The sequence below is a fragment of the Mycobacterium sp. NPDC051804 genome, assembly GCF_044452905.1.
GTDB lineage: Bacteria > Actinomycetota > Actinomycetes > Mycobacteriales > Mycobacteriaceae > Mycobacterium.
In genome coordinates, this window is the sequence record NZ_JBITCD010000005.1 from 29,089 (window position 1) to 52,120 (window position 23,032).

The window sequence follows — 23,032 nt, forward strand, 5'->3', positions numbered from 1 at the left end:
GGGTTCAGCGAGCCGCGCGGTTGACCGCTGACACCACGGCCCGCAGCGACGCGGTGGTGATCGACGTCGCGATGCCGACACCCCACACCGTCCTACCGCCGATCGACGTCTCGACGTACGCCGCGGCCTGGGCTTCCTCGCCCGCCGACAGGGCGTGTTCGGAGTAATCCAGCACCGATACGTCGATGCCGATGGCGCCGAGCGCGTCGACGAATGCCGCGAGCGGACCGTTGCCGGCACCGACGATCTCGCGTTCAACGCCGTCGACCTTGACGACCGCCTCGATGGTGTCGGTACCACCGTCGACCTCGGACGCGGTCACCTTCTGCCGGATGCGCTCCAACGGCCGCACTGGCGCCAGGTACTCCTCGGCGAAGACGTCCCACATCTCCTTGGGCGACACCTCGCCGCCCTCGCCGTCGGTGATCTTCTGGATCGCTTGGGAGAACTCGATCTGCAGCCGCCGGGGGAGGGCCAGACCGTGGTCGGCCTTCATGATGTAGGCGACACCGCCCTTGCCGGATTGCGAATTCACCCGGATGACAGCCTCATACGTGCGGCCGACGTCACGCGGATCGATCGGCAGATAGGGCACCTGCCACAGGAGGTCGTCGACATCGGCGTCCTGCTCGTCGGCGGACACCTTCATGGCGTCCAGACCCTTGTTGATCGCATCCTGATGGCTGCCGGAGAACGCGGTGTATACGAGATCGCCGCCGTACGGGTGGCGTTCGGGCACCGGTAGCTGGTTGCAGTACTCGACCGTGCGCCGAATTTCGTCGATGTTGGAGAAATCGATCTGCGGGTCGACGCCGCGGCTGAACAGGTTCAACCCCAGCGTGACGAGGCAGACGTTGCCGGTGCGCTCACCGTTGCCGAACAGGCAGCCCTCGATCCTGTCGGCACCGGCCTGGTAGCCCAATTCGGCTGCCGCGACAGCGGTTCCGCGATCGTTGTGCGGGTGCAGGCTCAGGATGATGGAGTCGCGCGGAGACAGGTGCCGGTGCATCCACTCGATCGAGTCGGCGTAGACGTTCGGGGTGGCCATCTCGACGGTCGCGGGCAGGTTCACGATCAGCGGCACGTCTGGGGTGGGCTTGATGATGTCGGCGACGGAGTTGCAGACGTCGACGGCGTACTCCAATTCGGTGCCGGTGTAGGACTCCGGGCTGTACTCGTAGCGCCACAGGGTGTCCGGATACTTCTTGGCCTCCTCGACGCACAGCCGTGCGCCATCGGTCGCGATGGCCTTGACCGCTTCCCGGTCGGCGCGGAACACCACGCGCCGCTGCAGGATCGATGTCGAGTTGTAGAAGTGCACGATCGCCCGAGGCGCGCCCGCACACGCCTCGAAGGTCCGCGTGATCAGCTCGGGCCGGCACTGCGTGAGCACCTGGATGGTGACGTCGTCCGGGATGGCGCCCTGGGTGATGATCTCGCGGACGAAGTCGAAGTCGGTCTGGCTGGCCGACGGGAAGCCGACCTCGATCTCCTTGTAGCCCATCCGCACGAGCAGGTCGAACATGCGGCGCTTGCGCTGGGGGCTCATCGGGTCGATCAGGGCCTGGTTGCCGTCGCGCAGGTCGACGGCACACCACATCGGTGCCCGGTCGACGATCTTGTCCGGCCAGGTGCGGTCGGCGAGCGCGACAGACTCGACCTCTTCGGCGAAGGGGCGGTAGCGGCCGACCGGCATGGACGAGCCGCGCTGGGTGTTCCAGGCGGGCTGGCCGGGGTTCGGTGCGCCTGCCGGCGTGGTCAGGGTACGTACCGACGCAAAAGCGTCAGGGGAATCTGGTGCGGGTTTTGAGAAAGTGGTCACGATAGTTGCTCCGGGTTGTCAATGGACTCACGACCGGCGCATCGCGAACACCCGCGACGGGAAGCCGGTCTGATCAGACCCCGTCGCGGCTGCCGAGAAGGAGCACCCGCTGCACGCTGGTCACCTTACTCCACCATTCACCTGCGCCAAAACTCCCAATCACAGACCGGCCAGCTGCGGAAGCGTCGCGTGGGCGATCAGGAAGTAGATCATCAGGCCGGTGCCGTCGACGATCGTCGCGATCATCGGCGCTGACACCACCGCGGGATCGATCCGCAGCTTCTTCAGCACGAGCGGAAGGATCGATGCGACGAACGCCGACCACAGCACGATGGCGGCAACGGTCAGGGCCACGGTCAGGGTGATCTGCGGCCCGACGCCCAATGTCCAGGCCCTGATCATCGCGGCGATCGCCATCGCGAGCGCGATCATCATGCCCGTCGACATCTCCTTCGCGACGACGGCGGGCAGGTCGCGGAACCGGACCTGCCCGGTGCCCATCGCGCGCACCAGGGTGGTGGTGATCTGGGTGCCGGTGTTACCGCCGGTGCCGATCAACAGCGGGATGAAGAACGCGAGGGCGACGACCGCCTCCATCTCGTCTTCGAAGGCGCGCAACACCGTACCCGTGTACGCCTCGGCGACGAACAGCACGAGCAGCCACACGATCCGCTTGCGCCACAGCAGCCACGGCGACGCGCGCAGGTAGGGCACCTCCAATGGTGTTGAGCCGCCCTGCTTTTCGGCGTCCTCGGTGGTCTCCTCCTTGATGATGTCCAACGCCTGGTCCTCGGTGAGGATGCCGAGCAGCCGGTTGTCACCGTCGACGACGGGAAGCTCCTCCAGGCGCCGGTTCACGCATAACTGCGCGGCCTGCTCGGCCTCGGTCAGTGGTTCGACGCTGACGACGTCCCCGTCGATCAGGTCGGCGATCGCGCGATCGGCCTGCGCCATCACCAGGCTGCGGAACGGGACGGCGCCAAGCAGTTGCTCGTCGGCATCCGTGACGTAGACACAGTTCCCGGTGTGCGCGTCCTTTTGCTGTGCGGAGATCCGGTGGCGGATGTGTGCGATCGCTTCCTCGGTCGTCACCGTCGGGCCCAATGACAGGGTGTCCGTCGACATGTTCGCGGCGACCGAATCCGGGGGCCACACGAGCATCTCGCGCAGGTGCCTGGCCTCGTCGAGAGGCATCGCCGACAGCAGTGAGTCCCTCGCGTCGTGCTGGAAGCGGCGCAGAATGCGCACCGCCTCGTTGGCGTCCAGAGCGGTCAGCAGTTCGGCGGCTCGCGGCACCGGCAGGGACTTGACGACTTTCGCGGCCAGCTGGGTATCCACTGACTCGAGTAGTTCGGGGCCGACTTCCGCGTCGAGGCCCTCACCGAGACGGCGGCGGTCCGCGGACGACAGCCGGGATAGCTCGTAGGTGCGTTCCGCGGGATCGTCGACAAGCTCCAGCCACAACGCGAGTGCCTTCGGTGTCTGCATGTCGATGGCCTGGCTCAGGCTGATCGCAGCTTGACTCGTATCGCCGGTCATGGCGGGGAAGCTACACGCCGAAACCGACCGGAACGCTACAACTGGGAGTCAGGGAACGCGATGACGGACAGGAAGCGGATCGGCAGTTCGACCAAGTCCACCGGCCCGTGCGCGCCTTCGCCGTCGAACTGCAGTGAGTCCCCGGGATTCAGCCGGTACACCGAGCGGCTGTGGCTGTAGTCCATGACCCCCTCGAGAACGAAGATGAACTCCGTGCCCGGGTGCTGAAACAGGGGATAGGTCTGACTCTTGGCCGACAGTGTGACGTGCAGGCACTCGAGGCGTTTGTGTTCGCCGCGCAGCGAGCCGAGCAGCCGGTACTCGTGGCCTTCTTTGGTGCCGTTGCGGACGATGCGTGCTCCGGTGCCCGCGGTGACGAATGACGCCGGACGCTCGACGTCCGCACCGCGGAACAGGCTGGTGACCGGTACGTCGAAACCATGGGCCAGCAGCGCCAGGGTGCTCAGGCTGCACGATGTCTGAGCATTCTCGATCTTCGACATCATCGCCTTCGAAATGCCTATCCGAGTGGCCATTTCGGCAACTGTGAGACCGTGCTGCAGCCGGAGCTGACGGACGTTGCGCCCGATGGCAGCCTCCAGTTCGAGCTCTTCGACCGGCGCATGCGGGTCGCGGTCACGCGCGGTGCCGGATCTGTTGCGCAGTAGCGGGACGTCAGACATGGCTCGTGTCAACGCATCTGGCCGGCACCGGAATACGGATATGGGCTATTGAGGAGATCGCCTTCGGCGAACCGGGACAGCCGAAAGTCGCTTTCGGGGATGCGGCGGTCGCAGCTGCGGCCTTCGACGACGAGGTCGGCGATCAACCTCCCGACCGCAGGAGCGATCTTGAACCCGTGGCCGCTGAATCCGGCTGCGACGATGAGCCCTTCCACACCGGTCCTGCTGATGACCGGGTTCCAGTCCGGGGTGACGTCGTAGCAGCCGGCGTAGCTGCCGGTGATCGCCGCGTCGGTGAAGCCCGGGAATCTGGCGCCAACCCGTTCGACGGTGTCCTGGACGAAGCCCTCGGTGGCGCGGTTGAGGTAATCGTCGGGGTTGGCATCTTCGACGTCGGACAGATCGCTGTTGCCGAAGAGCAACTCCCCGCCGAGCTCCGGCCGGATGTATTGCAATGAAACCAGATCGGAGAACACTGGCACGTTGCCGATGTCGATGCCCGGCGCGATCGTCACGAGCTGTTCGCGGACCACGCGGATGGGTACGTCGATGCCGTACGGCGCCAAGAACGGTGACGTCCAGACTCCGGTCGACACCACGACGGTCTCGGCGGCGATCACCGATCCGTCGGCCAATCTGACACCTGCGGCCTTATCGCCGTCGATTAGGAGCCCGATCACGTTGGCGCCTTGACAAATCCGCACACCTGCGGCTCGCGCGGACACCGCGAAGGCCTGGGCTGTCTGGTAGGCGTCGCCGTAGCCGCCGCGGGCCTCCCACGCGAATGCCCCAAAAGGCGTCAGGTCCGCATGCGGCCACAGCCGGGCGACCTCGGAGGCGTCGATCTCTTCGGTCTGCACGCCCACCGCACGCTGTGCGGCAAGGCTGTTGCGCAGCGAGCCGGTATCTCCCTCGCCGACGCCGACGACGTAGCCGGTCTGCCGGAACCCGATGTCGGTGCCGAAGAAGTCCTGAGATTTCTCGAACACCTCCAAGCCGACCGTGGCCATCGCCGCCAGTGAGCTGACCCCGTAGTGGCAGCGCACGATGCCGCTGGACTTGCCGGTCATGCCGGAGCCGACGGTATTGCGCTCGGCTACCACGACATTCGTCACACCGCGCTGCGACAGTGCCCAGGCTGCAGCGGCACCTTCGATGCCGCCGCCGACGATCACCACATCCGCTGTCGTCATCTGTGCTGTCTCTTCTTCGCGCAAGCGCTCATCGGTGTCCCGGAATCCAGTCGGTCCCCGCGAGCGGTACCCGCGCCATTGCCGCGGCCTCGATCGTGACCGCCACCAGATCCTCGGGTTCGAGATGGCACACGTGGGACTTACCGCAGGCCCGTGCGATCGTCTGCGCCTCCATCGTCAACACTCGGAGGTAGTTGGCCAGCCGTCGGCCGCCTTCGACCGGGTCGAAACGCGATGCCAGCTCGGGATCCTGCGTACTGATGCCCGCCGGGTCGGTGCCGTCCTGGAAGTCGTCGAAGAAACCCGCGGCGCTGCCGAGCTTCTCGTAGTCGGCGGAGTAGCGAGGATGGTTGTCGCCCAGCGCGATCAACGCGGCGGTACCGATCGCCACCGCATCGGCCCCCAGCGCCAAAGCCTTGGCCACGTCGGCTCCGGTGCGGATGCCACCGGACACGATCAGCTGCACCCCCTTGCGATGCACCCGCAGCTCCTGCAGCGCCTGCACCGCCTGCGGCACGGCCGCCAGCGTCGGCATCCCGACGTGCTCGATGAACACTTCTTGAGTCGCCGCCGTACCGCCCTGCATACCGTCGACGACCACGACGTCGGCTCCCGCGTGCGCCGCCAGTTTGACGTCGTAATAGGTGCGGGTGGCGCCGACCTTGACGTAGATGGGCTTCTCCCAGTCGGTGATCTCCCGCAGCTCGTTGATTTTGATCGTCAGGTCGTCGGGTCCCGTCCAGTCGGGATGCCGGCATGCCGAGCGCTGATCGATGCCCTCGGGCAGGGTGCGCATCGCCGCCACGCGTGGCGAGATCTTCTGTCCGAGCAGCATTCCGCCACCGCCCGGCTTGGCGCCTTGACCGAGGACGACCTCGATCGCATCGGCCTTCCGTAGGTCGTCGGGGTTCATGCCGTACCGCGACGGAAGATATTGGTAGACGAGGTGTTTGCTCTGGGTTCGCTCCTCGGGCGTCATGCCGCCGTCGCCGGTCGTCGTGGACGTACCGACCGCGCTGGCGCCGCGACCGAGCGCCTCCTTGGCCGGACCGGACAGCGCACCGAAGGACATGCCCGCGATGGTGATGGGGATATCGAGGTGCAACGGATGCTTGGCCGAGCGGTCGCCGAGCACAACGTCGGTGTCGCACCGTTCTCGGTAGCCCTCCAGCGGGTAGCGGGACATCGACGCTCCGAGGAACAGCAAGTCGTCGAAATGGGGCAGCCGGCGTTTGGCGCCCCAGCCGCGGATGTCGTAAATACCGGTCTCTGCGGCGCGGTGGATCTCGGCGATGACCGATCGGTCGAACGTCGCGGACTCGCGTAGGTAGCTCATCAGTAGGCCGTCGCGTTGTCGACGTGGAAGTGGTAGAGCGAGCGCGCCGAACCGTAGCGGGTATAGGCGGTGGTGTCATCGTCGAAACCTGCTGCTGACAATAGCGATTCAAGCTCAGTGTGGTGTTCGGGCCGCATCTCCTTGGCGACGCAGTCGGCACCCAGCGATGCGACATCGCCGCGGACGTAGATGCGCGCCTCGTAGATCGAGTCACCGAGCGCCTCGCCGGCGTCGCCGCGCACCACGAGCCTGCCCGCTTGCGCCATGAAGGCGCTCATGTGTCCGACGTCGCCACCGACCACGATGTCCACGCCCTTCATCGAGATGCCGCACCTAGCAGCCGCTTTACCTTCGATCACGAGCAGTCCGCCGTGGGCGGTGGCGCCTGCCGACTGGGATGCACTGCCCTTGACCCAGACGGTGCCGCTCATCATGTTCTCTGCGACACCGGTGCCCGCATTGCCGTTGATCGTGACGTGGGCGAGCTGGTTCATACCGGCGGCGTAATAACCGACATGGCCGTCGATCGTCACCCGGACATCGGCATTCAGACCGACCGCCACGTTGTGTGCGCCGCCGGGATGTGCGATGACGAACTCGCCCGTCAGGTCCGGTGCGTGCAGTGCGGCATTCACCTCGCGCAGGCCGATGGTGGCCAGGTCGTACGCGACTAGCGTCTCCACGCGTAGATCACCTCCGGTTCGGGTTCCCAGATCTTGGCCTGCTCCACACCGGGAAGTCCTGCCAAAGCGCGGTATTCGCTGCCCATCGCGACCCAGTCGTCGGTCTCGGCGATGACGGCGGGCTTGCATGCGATGGCGTCGCGGACGACGGCGAACGAATCTCTGTTGGACACCAGCAACGTATAGAAGCCGTCGAACACCGCGCACAGCTCCTTCAAAGCTGCCTCCACGTCACGGCCATTGGCCAGCTGCTCGGCGATGAAACGGGCGCCCACCTCCGTATCGTTCTCACTGTCGAACGTCACACCCGCCGCGCGTAATTCACGGCGGATGGTTGCGTGGTTGGCGAATGACCCGTTGTGCACCATGCACTGCTCGGGGCCCACCGCGTACGGGTGGCAGCCCGCGGGCGTCACCGCCGACTCGGTGGCCATACGGGTGTGTCCCACACCCTGCCAGCCTTGCGCTTTCGACAGTCCCCAGCGTTCGGTCAGCACCCGAGGGTGGCCGACTCCCTTGAGCACCGCGAGGTCGGCCCCGAAGCCGGCGACGAGCGCGTCGGGATAGGCCGACTCCGCGGCGGCCAGGATATCGTCCGACGAGGCCTGTGCCGTAAGGAGATACGTTTCGTCCAGCTGTGTCACCGTCACGTCGAGTGTGGCCGCCACCTCTTCCGGCGAGGCGTCGACCTCGAGTAGCGATACGCACCCGTGCCCTGGTGGAGACCAGGTCGGATCTCCGTACACTGCCACGCCCGCGGAGTCGCTTCCGCGATCGCCCATCTCGCACAACATGCCGGTCACCAGTTCGCCGAGTTGGGGATGCAGGTCGGGATTGCGTAGGTGCAGGCCCACAATGCCGCACATTCAGATGTCCCCTTTCCCTAGAAGGCGGTCAGGTAATGGTCGATCTCCCACGGCGTCACAGCGCTGTGGTAGGCGAAGAACTCGTCGCGCTTGAGGCTCGCGAAGTAGGAGGACACGCCTTCGCCCGCAGCGTCGAGCACCCCGGCGATCACCGGGTCGCCCTCGAGTTCGTCGACGGCGTGCAGCAGCGTCGGCGGCAGCGCCGAACGACCTTGGGAGCCAACGTCACCGGGGTCCGCACTGCGTTTGATGCCGTCGATGCCCGCACCGAGGGCCGCGGCGATCGCCAGGTACGGGTTCGCCGATCCGTCGCCTCCGCGCAGCTCGACGCGCTGGTCGTCGGGCACCCGGATGTAGTGCGTGCGATCGTTACCGCCGTAGCTCGGCGTGTTGGGTGACCACGAGGCACCGGAGGCGGTGGAGGTCGCCCGGGTCCGCTTGTAGGAGTTGACCGTTGGCGCGACCACGGCCTGCAGGGCGCAGGCGTGTTCGAGGATGCCGCCGATGAACGCGTAGGCGGTCTCCGACAACCCCAGCCCCCGCTCGTCGGGCACACCCGCACCGGCGGGGAACACCGGGGTCCCGGCCGTGGTGAGCGAAAGATGCAGGTGCAGGCCACTTCCCGTGCGATCGGCGAAGGGTTTGGGCATGAAGGTGGCCACCATGTCGCGCTCGGCCGCGATCATCGACAACAGGTAGCGCAGTGTGACGACGCGGTCGGCGGTGGTCAGCGCGTCGGCGAACTGGAAGTTCTGCTCGAATTGGCCGTTGCCGTCCTCGTGGTCGTTGGCGTAGTTGGACCAGCCGAGTCCGTTCATCGCCGTCGAGATCGCGGTGAGGTGGTCGTACATCCGGGTGACGCCGCGCGCGTCGTAGCAGGGCTGGGCGGCGACGTCGGCGGCATCCGCGGTCGACAATGTGCCGTCAGCGCCGCGACGCAACAGGAAGTATTCGACCTCCGCGCCGACCCACGGCTCGAAGCCGGCGTCGGACGCCTGCTGAATCAGGGCCTTGAGAATGACGCGCGGCGCATAGGGCCATGGTTCGCCGTTGACGTGCGGGTCGCAGTGCACGATCGCCAGTCCGTCCTTGAGGAACGGGATCGGCGTGAACGAGGCAGGGTCTGGAATGGCCATCAGGTCAGGGTCTTTGGGCTCCTGGCCGATGGCGCCGACCGCATATCCCGCGAATCCGACACCCTCGGTCGCGAGCAGGTCGACGGCCTCGACCGGCACCAGCTTGGCGCATGGCTTGCCGCGCAGGTCGATGAACAGCGCGAGGATGAACTTCGTCCCGGATGCCTCTGCCAGAGAGGCCAGATCGTTGGACATTGTGCGGAAACCTTGTCTCTTGTAAGGAAACACGACACCTATGAGTCGACCGGCGCGGCCGGAAACCGCCCGCGCCGGTCGGCTTTGGGTCAGGCGGGTTGCAGTTCGTACGACGATTCGCGATGGAACGTCGCGTCGATGCCCTTTTCCTCTTCGTCGGGCGAGATGCGGATGCCCATCGTCATCTTGATGGCCATCGCGATGATGCCGGCGACGACGAACGAGTAGATCATCACCGCGCCGGCCGCGACGGCCTGTCGCCACAACTGGTCGAATCCGCCTCCGTAGAACAGACCGTTGACGCCGTTGGGCATCGACTCGCTGGCCAGGAAGCCGATCAGCAGGGTGCCGACGACGCCACCGACGAGGTGGACACCCACAACGTCGAGGGAGTCGTCATAGCCGAAGCGCTCCTTGAGGCCCACCGCGTACACGCAGACCGCCCCCGCGATGGCGCCCAGGATGATCGCGCCGACAGGGGTGACCGCACCGCACGCCGGGGTGATCGCGACAAGGCCGGTGATCGCGCCCGAGGCGGCACCGACGCCCGTGACATGGCCGTCCTTGATCTTCTCGACGGCGATCCAGGCGAGGGTCGCGGCGCAAGTGGCCACGAAGGTGGTCACCATGACGATCGAGGCCGAGTTGCCCGCGGCCAGCGCCGAGCCGCCGTTGAACGCGTACCACCCCGCCCACAGCAGGCCGGCACCGAGCAGCGTCAGCGGCACATTGTGCGGCTTGCGCAGCTGTCCCCAGCCCGCGGACTTGCCGAGCACGATGGCGACGGCCAGCGCGGCGGCGCCGGCGTTGATGTGCACCGCGGTGCCGCCCGCGAAGTCGACGGCGGCGAGCTTGTTGGCGATCCAGCCGCCGACGGAGTTCTCGGTCACCACACCGTCGAACGCGAACACCCAGTGCGCGACCGGGAAGTACACCAGCACCGCCCACACGGCGGCGAAGACCATCCATGCGCCGAACTTCATCCGGTCGGCCACGGCGCCGGAGATCAAGGCGACGGTGATCGCCGCGAACAGCGCCTGGAACAAAGCGAACAGGGTTATCGGAAGCCCGGCGATCGTCGTGTTCGACTCGAGCAGGTCCTTCATGCCGGCGAATTCGGTGATGCTGCCGAGGAATCCGCCATAGGAGGTGCCGAAAGTCAGAGAGAAGCCGAACAGCACCCACAGCACGCCGACGATCGCGCACGCGCCGAACGTCATCATCATCATGTTGGTCGAGCTCTTGACGGACACCATGCCGCCGTAGAAGAGAGCGAGCCCGGGGATCATCAGCGTGAGGCCGATGATGCAACACAGCATGAACGCCGTGGTCCCTGTATCTACATCCATTTATGTCTCCTGAAGTGATGCGGCCCACCCCGGGGCCGTTCACTGCCAGTAACCGGTGTTTCTGTTACGTGGATCCGCTCGCGATGTTGCCTGCGCGTTAATACTCGGCGGGTCGCTAGAGTTCCAGTGATGAAACTCGATCGACGGTGGTGGCTCGCCATCGCGGTAGTGGTCGCCGTCGCCGTCGTGGTGCTGCTGTCCAACACCTTCTTCAAGGGGCCCTCCGAGGAATGCAAGCCGGTGCAGGAGATGCTCGACTTCAACAACGCGCAGGGTGAGTTGATCGCGTCAAAGGCCAGCGACACCGATCCGGCGGTGCCCACCGTGGCTGAAGATGCCGCGTACCAGCAGTGGGCAGACGGGATGACTCAGCGTGCCCAGCAGGTGACCGAACCCAACCTGGGGGGCACGGCCATCCAGGTCGCGGACGCGGCCAACCAGTTCGTCGCCAAGCTGCCCCGGATGCGAGCCGAGTCCGAAAACCGCGCTCCCGGGGCGCCCCCGCCGCCGGTCTATCTCGAGATGACCCTGCTGAATCAGCGCATCATCGAGGGGCTCGATCAGCTGGCGGACGCCTGCAGCTAGCCGCTTCATGCCGCCTGCACCGGGTGCGGCGACCGGCGGAGTAAATGAGATGCGTCAAACCTTTATCCTTGGTGGGACTGTGCTGCCTGAAAAGCGCGGTCCCAACCACCTGAAAGGCATGCCCAGTGGCGCTCGTCGTACAGAAGTACGGCGGATCCTCGGTGTCCGACGCCGAGCGGATCCGCCGCGTCGCCGAGCGCATCGTCGAAACCAAGAAAGCAGGCCACGACGTCGTCGTCGTGGTTTCGGCGATGGGTGACACCACCGACGACTTGCTTGACCTGGCCCGTCAGGTGTCGCCGGCACCGCCGGCCCGTGAGATGGACATGCTGCTGACCTCCGGTGAGCGGATATCCAATGCACTGGTCGCGATGGCCATCGACTCGCTCGGGGCGCAGGCGCGATCGTTCACCGGATCGCAGGCCGGCGTCATCACCACCGGCACCCACGGCAACGCCAAGATCATTGACGTCACCCCAGGCCGTCTCCAGGAAGCCCTCGACCAGGGCCTGATCGTTCTGGTTGCCGGGTTCCAGGGCGTCAGCCAGGACAGCAAGGACGTCACCACGCTCGGCCGCGGCGGATCCGACACCACCGCCGTCGCGCTGGCCGCGGCGCTGAACGCCGACGTGTGCGAGATCTACACCGACGTCGACGGCATCTTCACCGCCGACCCGCGCATCGTGCCCAACGCCCGCCACCTCGACACCGTGACTTTCGAGGAAATGCTCGAGATGGCCGCGGCCGGGGCCAAGGTGCTGATGCTGCGATGCGTGGAATACGCGCGTCGCTACGACGTTCCGATTCACGTCCGCTCGTCGTACACGGACAAACCAGGCACTCTCGTCAAAGGATCGATGGAGGACATCCCGATGGAAGACGCCATCCTGACCGGAGTCGCGCATGACCGCAGCGAGGCCAAGGTCACCGTCGTGGCCCTGCCCGACGTACCCGGCTACGCCGCCAAGGTGTTCCGCGCGGTTGCCGACGCCGACGTGAACATCGACATGGTGCTGCAGAACATCTCCAAGGTCGAGGACGGTAAGACCGACATCACGTTCACGTGCTCGCGCGAGAGCGGGCCCGGCGCTGTGGAGAAGCTCACCGCCCTCCAGGACGAGATCGGATTCGCGAGAGTCCTCTATGACGACCACATCGGCAAGGTGTCGCTCGTCGGAGCTGGTATGCGCAGCCATCCCGGTGTCACCGCGACGTTCTGTGAGACGCTCGCCGAGGTCGGGGTGAACATCGACCTCATCTCCACCTCCGAGATCCGAATCTCGGTGCTGGTCAAGGACACTGACCTGGATAAGGCCGTCGTTGCCTTGCACGAGGCATTCGGCCTCGGCGGCGACGAGGAAGCCGTGGTGTACGCGGGAACGGGACGCTAAATGGTCAACGTAGGAGTAGTCGGCGCGACCGGGCAGGTCGGTCAGGTCATGCGCACGCTGCTGGAAGAGCGCGACTTTCCCGCCACCAGCGTGCGGTTCTTCGCATCGTCGCGTTCCCAGGGTAAGAAGCTGCCGTTCCGCGGCCAGGAGATCGAGGTCGAGGACGCCGAGACCGCCGATCCCGCCGGACTGGACATCGCGTTGTTCTCGGCGGGCGCGACGATGTCGCGAGTGCAGGCTCCGCGGTTCGCCGAGGCGGGCGCCGTCGTCATAGACAACTCTTCGGCCTGGCGCAAGGACCCGGACGTCCCGCTGGTGGTCAGTGAGGTCAACTTCGCCAGGGACGCGGGTCAGCGACCCAAAGGCATCATCGCCAATCCGAACTGCACGACGATGGCCGCGATGCCGGTGCTGAAGGTGCTGCATGACGAGGCTGGTCTGGTGCGCATGATCGCGTCGACCTATCAGGCGGTCTCGGGGAGCGGAATCGCCGGCGTGGACGAATTGCACGCGCAGGCAAGCGCCGTCGTCGCGAGCAGCCGGGAGTTGGTGGCCGACGGTGGTGCACTCGAATTCCCGGCGCCTGCGAAGTACGTCGCGCCGATCGCGTTCAACGTGGTGCCGCTCGCCGGCTCCTACGTCGAGGACGGCTCCGGTGAGACCGACGAGGATCAGAAGCTGCGCAACGAGAGTCGCAAGATCCTCGGCATTCCAGACCTGCTGGTGAGCGGTACGTGTGTGCGGGTGCCGGTGTACACGGGCCATTCGCTGTCGATCAACGCCGAGTTCTCCAAGCCGCTTTCGGTGGCGCGGGCGACCGAGCTGCTGGGCAATGCGCCCGGTGTGAGGCTGGTGGACGTGCCGACGCCGCTGGCCGCCGCGGGCGTCGACGAGACGCTGGTTGGCCGTATCCGCCAGGATCCCGGCGTGCCGGAGGGTCGTGGTCTTGCGCTGTTCCTGTCGGGTGACAACCTGCGAAAAGGTGCGGCGCTGAACACTATTCAGATCGCCGAGTTGCTGGCCGCCGAGCTCTAGTTTCTTGCGCCGAAACGGACGTTTGGGCGAGAAAATGCGAGTGAATTGCGCCTTTTCGTTGATCTCGGCGCTGGCCATCATGCTGTTGGCGCCTCCGGCCCACGCTGATCCGCCGTCACCCATCCCCGATCCGATCTTGCATCCGCTCGCTCCCGGCCAGGTACTCCGTATCGGGCCGACAGCCGGGACAGGCACGCCGACAAGGGATTACGGTGTTGGCGCTACTGACCTCTGCGAGTTCATGGAGTTTCCCAGTGGCATCCTGCAGGTCTGCGGCGACAGCTTCGCGGGCCAGGCCGTCGGCTTCGGCGGGTGGTACTCACCGATCGCGCTGCATGTCGATTCCGATTCGATCGATGACCCCGACGGCGTGCGCTACGACGGGGTGACCGGCATCGACAAGCCGCTGTTGGCCGATCCCACCGAGCCGGGAACCTCGCAACTGCCTGCCGGGGTGGTGCAGGTCAATCGCGAGAACTACATGATGGTAACCACGGTCCGCAACCTCGACCCCTTGACGTCGCGTCTGGTGAAAGCCGAGGCCGCACAAGGCAACTGGCCGACGGTGCCGGATTCGGTACGTGACGCCACCTTTGCGGACTCGCGACAGTCGCAGATCAGCGGCTATTACGACCCGATCCCGCGGCCGGACTCCGAGAGCGGCTGGGTGTACATCGTGGCCAACAACTTCGATCGCACCGGGCCGCTGGTGTTGTATCGCGCCCTGCCCGAGACCTTCACCGATCGCTCCAGCTGGCAGGGTTGGTCGCAGGAGTTGGGGTGGGGGAATACGCCGACTCCGTTGTGGCCGGACATGATTGGGGAGATGAGCGTCCGGCAGATCGACGGCAAGACGGTGCTGTCGTATTTCAACGCGACTACCGGCAACATGGAAGTGCGGGTCGCGCACGACCCGACGGGTTTAGGGACGGCGCCGGTGACGACGGTCGTCGTCGCCACGGAGTGGCCGGATCCCGTGGAACACCTCGGGCCGCCGGAGAACAATCGGCTGGCGCAGCCGTACGGCGGCTACATCTCGCCGGGGTCCACGCTGGACGAACTGCGGGTCTTCATCAGCCAGTGGAACACCATGGCCCGCGGCGGAACGCCGTATCGCGTCATCCAGTTCGCGGTGAACCCCTTCAAGCCCTGATCAGCAGGCGTTTTTGGCCGGCTTCTGCGCACTGGCTGCGCTGTTCTTCGTTGGGCATCCTGCGTTAGAGATCTGCTGTCGCGGGTTGCAATCCAATAAATGAAGGATTGGCGCGGCAGTGTTGCGTTTTGAGCTCGGAGCGAGGGGTCAACCGTGCAGTGGAGTCAGCGGGGCCAAGCAATCGGGCGTCGTATAGCGGAATTGCGGCGACGGCGCAGCGAGCTTGCGGCTCATCAAACACCCTCTCCGGAATCAGTGGAGACTGCTCGTCGCCGCGCAGATGAAGCCTCTGTTTGGGCGCAAAGGCGCATGACGCGGCGGCTGAGCAACACGAAAAGACAGCCAAAGCGCACGAGCATGCCGCGAACATGCACCAGAAGGCGGCCATCGAGGAGTGGGGGATTCGGCGCAGCATCAGGACCTGGCTGATGCGCATCGGGAAGCGGCGAGCCGGGACCACCTGCGGGCGATAGACGATGAAGAGCAAGCCGGCAGTCAGGGGCGATCATTCTTCGAATGACCGGGCGCGAAATGAGTTCGTTGAACTCTTCACGATCCCGCGAACTTGGTTCCACGCGAGTAATGTCACCTGCGGGACGGCAAATGGCCGTGCGTCGCGAACTCGTATCGAGGTCCCAAACAGGGGCCGCCCCCGCCCGCCTCGCTACTCAAGAGTGATAGGTGCGGACCGTGGTCGATACTCGATTTGCAGATCTGCTTCAGAAGACGATGATGGATCTCGCTGAAAGATTTGCTCACCCAAAAGATTTGGATGCCACGCTCAGCGGCGTCACCGGTGCGGCGGTGCGCCATATTCATGGTGTGGACAGCGCAGACATTCTGATCTTCGCTCCACCCGAGAGGTACGAGTCGATTGCCGCGACTTCTGCTCTGCCGGCACGGCTCGACGCCTTTCAGGTGAAATTTCAGGAGGGTCCCTGTCTAGATGCCGCTATCGGAGAACCTTTGGTGCGTTGCGATGACCTCAGCAGTGATCCCCGGTGGCCCCGATTCGGCGAGTCCGCCGTCGCGGCGGGAGTTCATAGCGTCCTCTCATTTCAGCTGTACACCTATGGGACGCGGCGTGCCTCCTTGAACCTCTTAGGTTCCGATCGCAACGCGTTCACTATGGAAGCTGAGGCTTTCGCCGGAATGATTGCCACCCACGCAGCCACCGCATTGATAGCCCACAACAAAGAGCTCCAATTCCAGTCCGCACTGGCCAGTCGAGACATCATCGGACAGGCCAAAGGCATGATCATGGAACGTTTCGGGATAGATGCCATCCAGGCTTTTGAGCTCCTGGTGCGACTGTCTCAGAACTCCAACACGCGCGTGGCGGACCTCGCAGCAGAGATCGTGACGCACGGCCCCGATCACCGCTCCCACTGAGCCCGCCCTCCGGAGAGGTAAACGGGCCAGGCTCAGACGCCGAGCTTCGTGAGTTCGCGCGTCGCGCTGCGCTCAACGAACAGCGGAACGAAGTCCCGGATCGGGCGCCCGTCGAACCTGGCGTACTGCTCGTGCACGACCTTGGTGACGCGCTCGGGCTCGACTTGCGCGTGGGCGTGGACCAAGCGCTGGGCCAGTTGGTCGATGATCTGCTGTTCGCTCAATTCGATCACCCCCATAGGGTGACTTATGTATGAACATACGGTCAACCGAGCGTTAACCCTGAAGCCCGTCTGAGCTGGCCCGATCACACGGCAGTGTGGTCAAGCTCAAAGATCACGGTGCGCCCTAGTCAGGCTTGGGCAGGCCCTGCTCATGCTCGTCGACCAGCCACCGCGCCACGTCCGCGAGCTTCATGTTGGTTTCCTGGGAGGCGCGGGTGAGCATGGCGAACGCCTGGACTCCGGTGAGGTTGTCGCGGCCCATGAGTAAGCCCTTGGCCTGGCCGATGACGTCGCGGCTGGCCAGACCAGTCCGGAATTGGGTTTCGGCCGCCGTGCCGGCCATCGCAACGGCGGCGTGTTGCGCCAGGATGAGACCGGTATCAATCGAGTCGTCACTGAAAGCGCCGCGCTCAGTGCCGTAGAGGTTGAGCGCGCCGAAGTTGTCGTGCTCCACGAACAACTGGAACGACAGTAGACTTCGAACGCCCAATGCTGTTGCTTGACGACAGAATTCGGGCCAACGAGTCTCGGCCTCCATGTCGTCGACGCGGACCGTGTAGTGGTCTCGCAGGACGGTGATGCAGGGCCCGTCGCCCAACTCCGACTGCAGATCGTCGAGCTTGCCGACGACGGGATCGGTCGGCACTTTGGCGACCACGCGCTTGCCCTCGATGTGTGAGATGCCCGCCGATCGGGCGCCAGGGACTATCGCCGCCGCTGCGTTGACGATGATCTTCAGGGTGTCTTTGCTGCCCGTCTGGGCTTGCATCTCGACGGCGAGATCTCCCAGCGTCTGCGCCAAGACGTGGCTGGTTTCTCGGTGCATAAGTCAGGTGTACCCGCGCCTGCGGCTAGCCATTCAGCGAACCTGATCCCAACTCGCGTTACCCCTCGGGTGCGTGACGAACTCGACGAGGACGTCAATCATCGCCGGGATGGCGTTCCGCGCGATGACTTCGTACCCGTGGGTGCTCAACGTGGGCAAACACAGCAACGCGGCCTGCGGTGAGATCCCGGTTGCTTTCGCATGCGAAGCGTCGGACTCGAAGGCCCCGAGCACTGCCGGCTGCGGCGAGAGTCCAAGCCCGGCAGCGATATTAACCAGCTCGTCGGCGATGCCCTTGTCGTAAACGCACTCGGCGTCGCTGTATCCGATGATCGGCCCACCGCTGACGGTCGTGCCATATTCCGCCTCGGTCGGGCCGACTTCGAGTGCCAGAGTGATCGTGCTGGGCAGCGAGTTGCTTGCGTAGGATCCGCCCACGCCACCGATCTCCTCGCTGGACGTGAGAACGAGATAGGTGTCGCCGGCTGGCCGGCGGCCGCTGGTCCGAAGCACCCGTGCGGTCTGCAACAGCGCGGTCGCCGGGGCGCGGTCGTCCATGAAATACGAGCCGAGATAGTCGCCGGCATCCACCGCGTTCGCCTGCTGCTCTCGATGCACACGCGAGTACCGGGCTTGACGCCTGCAGCTGACAGCTCCTCCGAGGTTCGGCCGGTGAAGACGTACACATGGGACCAGTCCAGCGCTTTATCGCCCTGGTCAGGTTTGGTCTCCCAGATTCGCTGGCTTTCCTTCGTGGTGTGTTCTGAGCCCAATACCAGTACACCACAGAGGGTTTCGTGGTCTCCGAGGATCGCGACGGGACCGAGGCCGAAGTTCGCCGGGTACATCGTGCCCAGCGGGGTCATGTGTAAGGTGCCGTCTGACTCGATACGTTTGACGAGCATCGACAGCTCGTCCATGTGAGCCATGACCCGTAGTCCAGCGGCACCATCGCTTCCGCGAATGAGGCCGACCACATTGCCGGCGTCGTCGATCCACGATTCGTCGACGCTGGGAGCCAACTCGCGGAGGCAGACGTCGCGCACGGCGTCCTCCTGGCCGGACGGCCCGTATGCCCACAGCAATTCCTGCAGCAGGTCGCGATCAAGCACAACGGTGTGTTCGGCCACGACCCGCCCCTAGCTGGACTTCTTCTTGCCGCCCTTGCCGCCCGAGTTCTTGCCGCCCTTCTTCGACGCTCCCGGTGTGTTCGAGATCGCCGCGGCGCGTGACTTGCTCATGCCCTTCTTACGCAGGCCTTCGTACTGCTTGTCGTTCTTGACGCTCGACCCGTGGTCCTTCGTCATCGGCGTACTCCTTTCCAAGCGAGCAGACGGGTACCCGAATTCGACGGCTAAACACCGTTTGGCCGCAGGACAGCCGGGTAGCACCGTTGCGTGGCCAAACACCCCGACGGAATCGACAGCAGGTTGACGGTAAGGCGCGACACCACCGCCAGCGTGGAGGACGTGTGGGCCGTCATCGCCGACGGCTGGACGTACTCCCAATGGGTGGTGGGCAACAGCAGGATGCGGGCCGTCGATCCGGACTGGCCCAAGGCGGGCAGCACCATCCAGCACTCCATCGGTATCTGGCCGCTCGTGCGCGACGACGAGACGGTGGTCGAGGAGTGCCGGCCGTACGAACAACTAGTGCTGCTGGCCAAGGTCAGACCGATAGGCAAGGCCAGAATCACGTTGCGGCTCTTCGACATCGAAAGTGGTGGCTGCCGTATCGAGATGGCCGAAGTGCCCGTCGGCGCGCCGATGGGTTGGGTGCCCGACCGGCTGGCGCTGGCTGCGGCCATCCCCCGTAACCGGGAATGCACGTGGCGGCTTGCGGCCCTGGCCGAACGCAGACAACCCGAGGACGTCGATTAGGCGTAGCGCGGCGGGATCCGGGTAAGCGTGCGCAGCAGCCCGATGTGAAGACGAAACCGCCAGGAGTACCTCATGCCCCCTCGCCGCAACCGCGATCAGACCGCACCGAAACCGACCAGCCCGACCGGCAACACCAACGGAGAAGCGGCGGACTTCGATGCTCGCGCCCAGTCCGGGAAGTACCTGACTACAGCGCAGGGTCTGCGACTGCCCGACACCGACCACTCGCTCAAGGCTGGCGACCGGGGCCCGTCACTTTTGGAGGACTTTCACCTTCGCGAGAAGATCACGCACTTCGACCATGAGCGAATTCCTGAGCGGGTGGTGCACGCGCGGGGCGCGGCGGCGCACGGCGTGTTTGAGGCGTATGGCAACGCTGCGAAGCTCACGAAAGCGAACTTCCTTGGCCGAAAAGGCAAGAAAACCGAAGTGTTCTGCCGGTTTTCGACAGTCCTTGGCTCACGCGGCTCCGCCGACACGGTCCGCGACACCCGAGGCTTCGCAGTCAAGTTCTACACCGATGAAGGCAATTTCGACCTTGTCGGCAACAACATCCCGGTGTTCTTCATCCAGGACGGCATCAAGTTTCCCGACATCATTCACGCCGGGAAGCCCCATCCCGACAGGGAGATTCCACAGGCGCAGTCGGCACACGACACGTTCTGGGACTTCGTCTCACTGCACACCGAGGCGACCCACCATGTGTTCTGGAACATGAGCGATCGCGGCATCCCCAGGTCCTACCGGACCATGGAAGGCTTTGGCGTGCATACGTTCCGGTTGGCCAACCGCAAGGGCGAGACCAGCCTTGTCAAGTTCCACTGGAAGCCGATCGCCGGGGTTCACTCGCTGGTGTGGGAAGAAGCGCAGATCGCCGCAGGGTGTGATCCCGACTTCCACAGGCGTGACATGGCCGACGGCATCGAAGCCGGCGCCTACCTCGAATACGAACTCGGCGTCCAGGTCATGCCCGACGACGGCACGGACACCTTCGAGGGCATCGACCTGCTCGACCCGACCAAGATCGTGCCCGAGGAATTGGTGCCGGTGCAGCTCATCGGAAAGTTGACCCTGAACCGCAATCCGACGAACTACTTCGCTGAGACCGAACAGGTCGCGTTCCACACCGGCAACCTGGTTCCCGGTATCGAACCAACCAACGATCCGCTCATGCAGTCACGGCTGTTCTCCTATCTGGATACGCAACTGACCCGTCTCGGCGGTCCGAACTTCACGCAGTTGCCGATCAACCGACCGCACTGTCCGGTGAACGACATGCTGCGTGACGGCATGCACCAGACGGCGATTCACACCGGCCAGGCCCCGTACCGACCGAACAGTATCGACGACGGAGAGCCATTGGTCGCCGATGCCGATGAGGGCGGTTACGTCCAGACCCCGCGGCAGGTCGCGGGTCCGACGGTACGGGCCCAGCCGGCGTCGTTCGACGATCACTTCACGCAGGCCGCGATGTTCTACCGCAGCCTGTCCTACGTGGAACAGGTCCACATCATCGAGGCTTTCACCTTCGAACTCGGGAAGTGCTACGAGCAGGCGATCAAGGAACGACAACTCGAGGTGTTGGCCAACGTCGACGCCGACCTGTGCAAGCAGGTTGCGATCGGCCTCGGCCTGCCTGCGCCGAAGGGCAAGCCGCCGGCGGATGTCGCGGAATCGGCTGCGCTGTCACAGGTTATCGACACCCCGGGTCCGATCGACGGCCGCAAGATCGGCATCATCGCCGGTGCAGATTCCGACCTGGCCGGCGTCAACAAACTCGTGCAGTCGATCCTGGGCCTCGGGGCGACTCCGTTGGTGACGGCGCCGATCGGTGGGGTGCTGAAGTCCGGGCGCCGCAGCGTCATCGTCGAGCGGACGCTGCTGACCGCGCGGTCCATCGAATATGACGCGTTGGTTGTTGCGGACGGGACCACGCCGACTCGCGACATCAAATTGATCGTATTGCTGCAAGAGGCTTTTCGTCATTGCAAGCCCATAGCGGCGTGGGGCGACGGCGCAGCGGCTTTGACCGCCGCGGGAATCGACCTCGATGCTGCTGGTGTTTTGATTGCCGATGGTGTCGACAAGTCGTTCACCACCGCGCTCGCCAACGCCGTTGGACTGCACCGTGTTTGGGATCGCGCGATCGATGTGATGGCGTCTGAGGTAGCGCCGGCGCGCTAACCGCAGCTTACGGAGTGAGCGACTTCGTGGCGGGACCCTCCAGCAGGGTCCCGTCTGGGGCGAACCGGGAACCGTGCAGCGGGCACTCCCAGGTGCAGTCCGCGTCGTTCCAACTCACGATGCCGCCGAGGTGCGGACACACCGGGGAGACGACGTGCGACTCGCCGTCCACCACACTCTGGGCACGCAGATGCCAGGGCGGACCGGTCACCACGCCCTCGCCCTCGCTCGGCGTGGCTCCCGAAGCGACGATCGGCGTCACCCATCCCTTGGCGAGGTTGAAACCCACTTCGAGGTTCGACATCAGGGCGGTAGCGATCCCGGCCGCTTCGTGCGGACTCCAACTCGCGAACGCGCGACGCCAGTCCATGCGGCCGCCAAGTATCTGGGACGACAGCGCCAACGCCGCCGCGACGCCGTTGGACATACCCCATTTGTCGAAACCTGTAGCGACGAAAACCTTGTCGAACTTGGGCAACAGCGGACCGACGTAGGGGAGTTCGTCGATCGGGTGGTAGTCCTGAGCCGACCAGAAGTGTGTACGGACGGCACCGGGATAGTGCAGCGCCGCCCATTTCGTGAGTTCTTCGATACCGGCGGTGGCGGAATCGGAGCGGCCGACCGTGTGCCCGGCGCCGCCGACGATGAGCTTCTCGCCCCCGCCGACGGGCGCGTAGCGCACCGACCGGGTGGGGGAGTCCACAGAAATGAACATGGGCCGGGTGATGTCACCAGGCACATCGAACGCCAGACAATAGGACCGTTGCGGCTTCACCCGCGCGAAGAATCCGCCGCGGTCGAGGATCGGGATGCCGGTTGCCAGCACACAGTGCTGCGCCTTGATCGATACCTGTTGTTGTTGCGAATGTTCGGCGGATGCCGGTAACCGCAGCGTGATTGTCAGTGGGCCGGTGCCGGATATCGACGAGACTCGGGCGCCCTCCAGTAGGTGGCCGCCGTGGGCTTTGAGTTCGGACACCAGGGTTTTCAGGAACGGCATGGGATCGATCTGCGCCTGATCCCGCAGGCGAACGCCGCCGACGAAAGGGAAGGGCACGTCAGCCTGATCGACCCATTCGGCGCCATCGAGTTCGGCTTCCCGGGTCGCTGCGAAAACGGATTTGGCGTCCTTTACACCGTCGGCTTTCTGGGCGAAGGCATAGTCATCCTCACGTTGGACATCGAGTCCATGTTCTTCGCAGTACCGCAGCAACCAGTCGCGTCCCTCGGTGTTTCCGGTGACGTAGTCACGCAGCACTTCCCGGCCATGCTTCGAGGCGATTCTGGACAGCTTGCTGCCCTGCAGCAGGCTGACCTTTCCGGTGGTGTTCCCCGTCGCCCCAGCCCCCACGTATTGCGCTTCGACGACGATGACCCGTTTACCTGCCCTGGCCAGCAGCACAGCTGTCGTCAAGCCGGTGATTCCGGCGCCGACGACCACTACGTCCGACGAGTCCGCGATGCTCTCGACATCGCGCAGCGCGCCGGCGGTTTCGGGCTGTTCGGCAAGCCATAGCGAGGTCATGAGGCCAGATCTACCCGGCGCAGGGTCCACCAAAC

General features: G+C 65.0%; 20 protein-coding genes and 1 pseudogene. 7 read left to right on the plus strand and 14 right to left on the minus strand.

What is annotated here, in order from left to right; all coding sequences use genetic code 11:
- Positions 1-4 precede the first annotated feature (4 nt).
- The 9 genes from leuA to ACIA48_RS19790 all read right to left on the minus strand — a co-directional run bounded on the left by leuA (position 5) and on the right by ACIA48_RS19790 (position 10,802).
- Positions 5-1,822 (minus strand): 2-isopropylmalate synthase, encoded by a 1,818-nt coding sequence (leuA, locus tag ACIA48_RS19750; protein ID WP_396735189.1) that lies wholly within the window; start codon positions 1,820-1,822, stop codon positions 5-7.
- A gap of 159 nt (positions 1,823-1,981) precedes the next feature.
- Entirely contained in the window at positions 1,982-3,361 is a 1,380-nt protein-coding gene (gene mgtE / locus ACIA48_RS19755) for a magnesium transporter (protein ID WP_396735192.1), read from the minus strand.
- A 35-nt stretch (positions 3,362-3,396) separates the two neighbouring features.
- Positions 3,397-4,044: a helix-turn-helix domain-containing protein gene (locus ACIA48_RS19760; protein WP_396735195.1), complete on the minus strand. Its 648-nt coding sequence runs from the start codon at positions 4,042-4,044 to the stop codon at positions 3,397-3,399.
- Between the two features lie 8 nt (positions 4,045-4,052).
- Entirely contained in the window at positions 4,053-5,237 is a 1,185-nt protein-coding gene (locus ACIA48_RS19765) for an NAD(P)/FAD-dependent oxidoreductase (protein WP_396735198.1), read from the minus strand.
- Between the two features lie 28 nt (positions 5,238-5,265).
- Positions 5,266-6,573: an FMN-binding glutamate synthase family protein gene (locus ACIA48_RS19770; protein WP_396735201.1), complete on the minus strand. Its 1,308-nt coding sequence runs from the start codon at positions 6,571-6,573 to the stop codon at positions 5,266-5,268.
- Positions 6,573-7,256, minus strand: a complete 684-nt coding sequence (locus ACIA48_RS19775; RefSeq protein WP_396735204.1) for a protein glxC — start codon at positions 7,254-7,256, stop codon at positions 6,573-6,575. Before ACIA48_RS19775 ends, ACIA48_RS19770 begins: the two co-directional genes overlap by 1 nt.
- Positions 7,244-8,122, minus strand: a complete 879-nt coding sequence (locus ACIA48_RS19780) for a glutamine amidotransferase (protein WP_396735207.1) — start codon at positions 8,120-8,122, stop codon at positions 7,244-7,246. The genes ACIA48_RS19775 and ACIA48_RS19780 overlap by 13 nt, the downstream gene beginning before the upstream one ends.
- Positions 8,123-8,139: 17 nt before the next feature.
- Complete coding sequence (glnT, locus tag ACIA48_RS19785) at positions 8,140-9,453, minus strand: type III glutamate--ammonia ligase (protein ID WP_396735210.1); 1,314 nt, start codon at positions 9,451-9,453, stop codon at positions 8,140-8,142.
- Between the two features lie 89 nt (positions 9,454-9,542).
- Positions 9,543-10,802 carry an ammonium transporter gene (locus ACIA48_RS19790; protein ID WP_396735212.1) on the minus strand — a complete coding sequence of 420 codons (1,260 nt, stop codon included), beginning with the start codon at positions 10,800-10,802 and terminating at the stop codon, positions 9,543-9,545.
- A 129-nt stretch (positions 10,803-10,931) separates the two neighbouring features.
- Between ACIA48_RS19790 and ACIA48_RS19795 the strand changes: the two genes are divergently transcribed.
- The 5 genes from ACIA48_RS19795 (at position 10,932) to ACIA48_RS19815 (ending at position 16,358) form a co-directional block, all read left to right on the plus strand.
- Positions 10,932-11,387 (plus strand): hypothetical protein, encoded by a 456-nt coding sequence (locus ACIA48_RS19795; RefSeq protein ID WP_396735215.1) that lies wholly within the window; start codon positions 10,932-10,934, stop codon positions 11,385-11,387.
- 125 nt (positions 11,388-11,512) lie between these two features.
- Complete coding sequence (locus ACIA48_RS19800; RefSeq protein ID WP_396735218.1) at positions 11,513-12,778, plus strand: aspartate kinase; 1,266 nt, start codon at positions 11,513-11,515, stop codon at positions 12,776-12,778.
- Positions 12,779-13,813: an aspartate-semialdehyde dehydrogenase gene (locus tag ACIA48_RS19805; protein ID WP_396735221.1), complete on the plus strand. Its 1,035-nt coding sequence runs from the start codon at positions 12,779-12,781 to the stop codon at positions 13,811-13,813.
- Between the two features lie 34 nt (positions 13,814-13,847).
- Positions 13,848-14,966 (plus strand): DUF4185 domain-containing protein, encoded by a 1,119-nt coding sequence (locus ACIA48_RS19810; protein ID WP_396735223.1) that lies wholly within the window; start codon positions 13,848-13,850, stop codon positions 14,964-14,966.
- 690 nt (positions 14,967-15,656) lie between these two features.
- Complete coding sequence (locus tag ACIA48_RS19815) at positions 15,657-16,358, plus strand: GAF and ANTAR domain-containing protein (protein ID WP_396735226.1); 702 nt, start codon at positions 15,657-15,659, stop codon at positions 16,356-16,358.
- A gap of 32 nt (positions 16,359-16,390) precedes the next feature.
- Here ACIA48_RS19815 and ACIA48_RS19820 read toward each other — a convergent pair whose 3' ends face one another.
- The 4 genes and pseudogenes from ACIA48_RS19820 to ACIA48_RS19835 form a co-directional block, all read right to left on the minus strand.
- On the minus strand, positions 16,391-16,591 hold the full coding sequence (locus ACIA48_RS19820) for a three-helix bundle dimerization domain-containing protein (RefSeq protein ID WP_396735229.1): 201 nt from the start codon (positions 16,589-16,591) through the stop codon (positions 16,391-16,393).
- 115 nt (positions 16,592-16,706) lie between these two features.
- Positions 16,707-17,408, minus strand: coding sequence for a GAF and ANTAR domain-containing protein (locus ACIA48_RS19825; protein ID WP_396735231.1), 702 nt, complete (start codon positions 17,406-17,408; stop codon positions 16,707-16,709).
- 33 nt (positions 17,409-17,441) lie between these two features.
- Positions 17,442-18,538: pseudogene (locus ACIA48_RS19830) on the minus strand (M42 family metallopeptidase).
- Between the two features lie 9 nt (positions 18,539-18,547).
- Positions 18,548-18,715, minus strand: a complete 168-nt coding sequence (locus ACIA48_RS19835) for a hypothetical protein (protein WP_396735233.1) — start codon at positions 18,713-18,715, stop codon at positions 18,548-18,550.
- Positions 18,716-18,805: 90 nt separating this feature from the next.
- Between ACIA48_RS19835 and ACIA48_RS19840 the strand changes: the two genes are divergently transcribed.
- Both ACIA48_RS19840 and ACIA48_RS19845 read left to right on the plus strand, forming a co-directional pair.
- Entirely contained in the window at positions 18,806-19,288 is a 483-nt protein-coding gene (locus ACIA48_RS19840; RefSeq protein ID WP_396735236.1) for an SRPBCC family protein, read from the plus strand.
- A gap of 72 nt (positions 19,289-19,360) precedes the next feature.
- The gene (locus tag ACIA48_RS19845; RefSeq protein WP_396735238.1) at positions 19,361-21,472 is read left to right on the plus strand and encodes a catalase; all 2,112 of its coding nucleotides are present in this window, start codon (positions 19,361-19,363) and stop codon (positions 21,470-21,472) included.
- 7 nt (positions 21,473-21,479) lie between these two features.
- On the opposite strand, the gene ACIA48_RS19850 is transcribed toward ACIA48_RS19845, so the two are convergent.
- A complete protein-coding gene (locus ACIA48_RS19850) occupies positions 21,480-22,997 on the minus strand; it encodes an FAD-dependent oxidoreductase (RefSeq protein WP_396735241.1) in 1,518 nt (505 codons plus the stop codon).
- Positions 22,998-23,032: the final 35 nt, after the last annotated feature.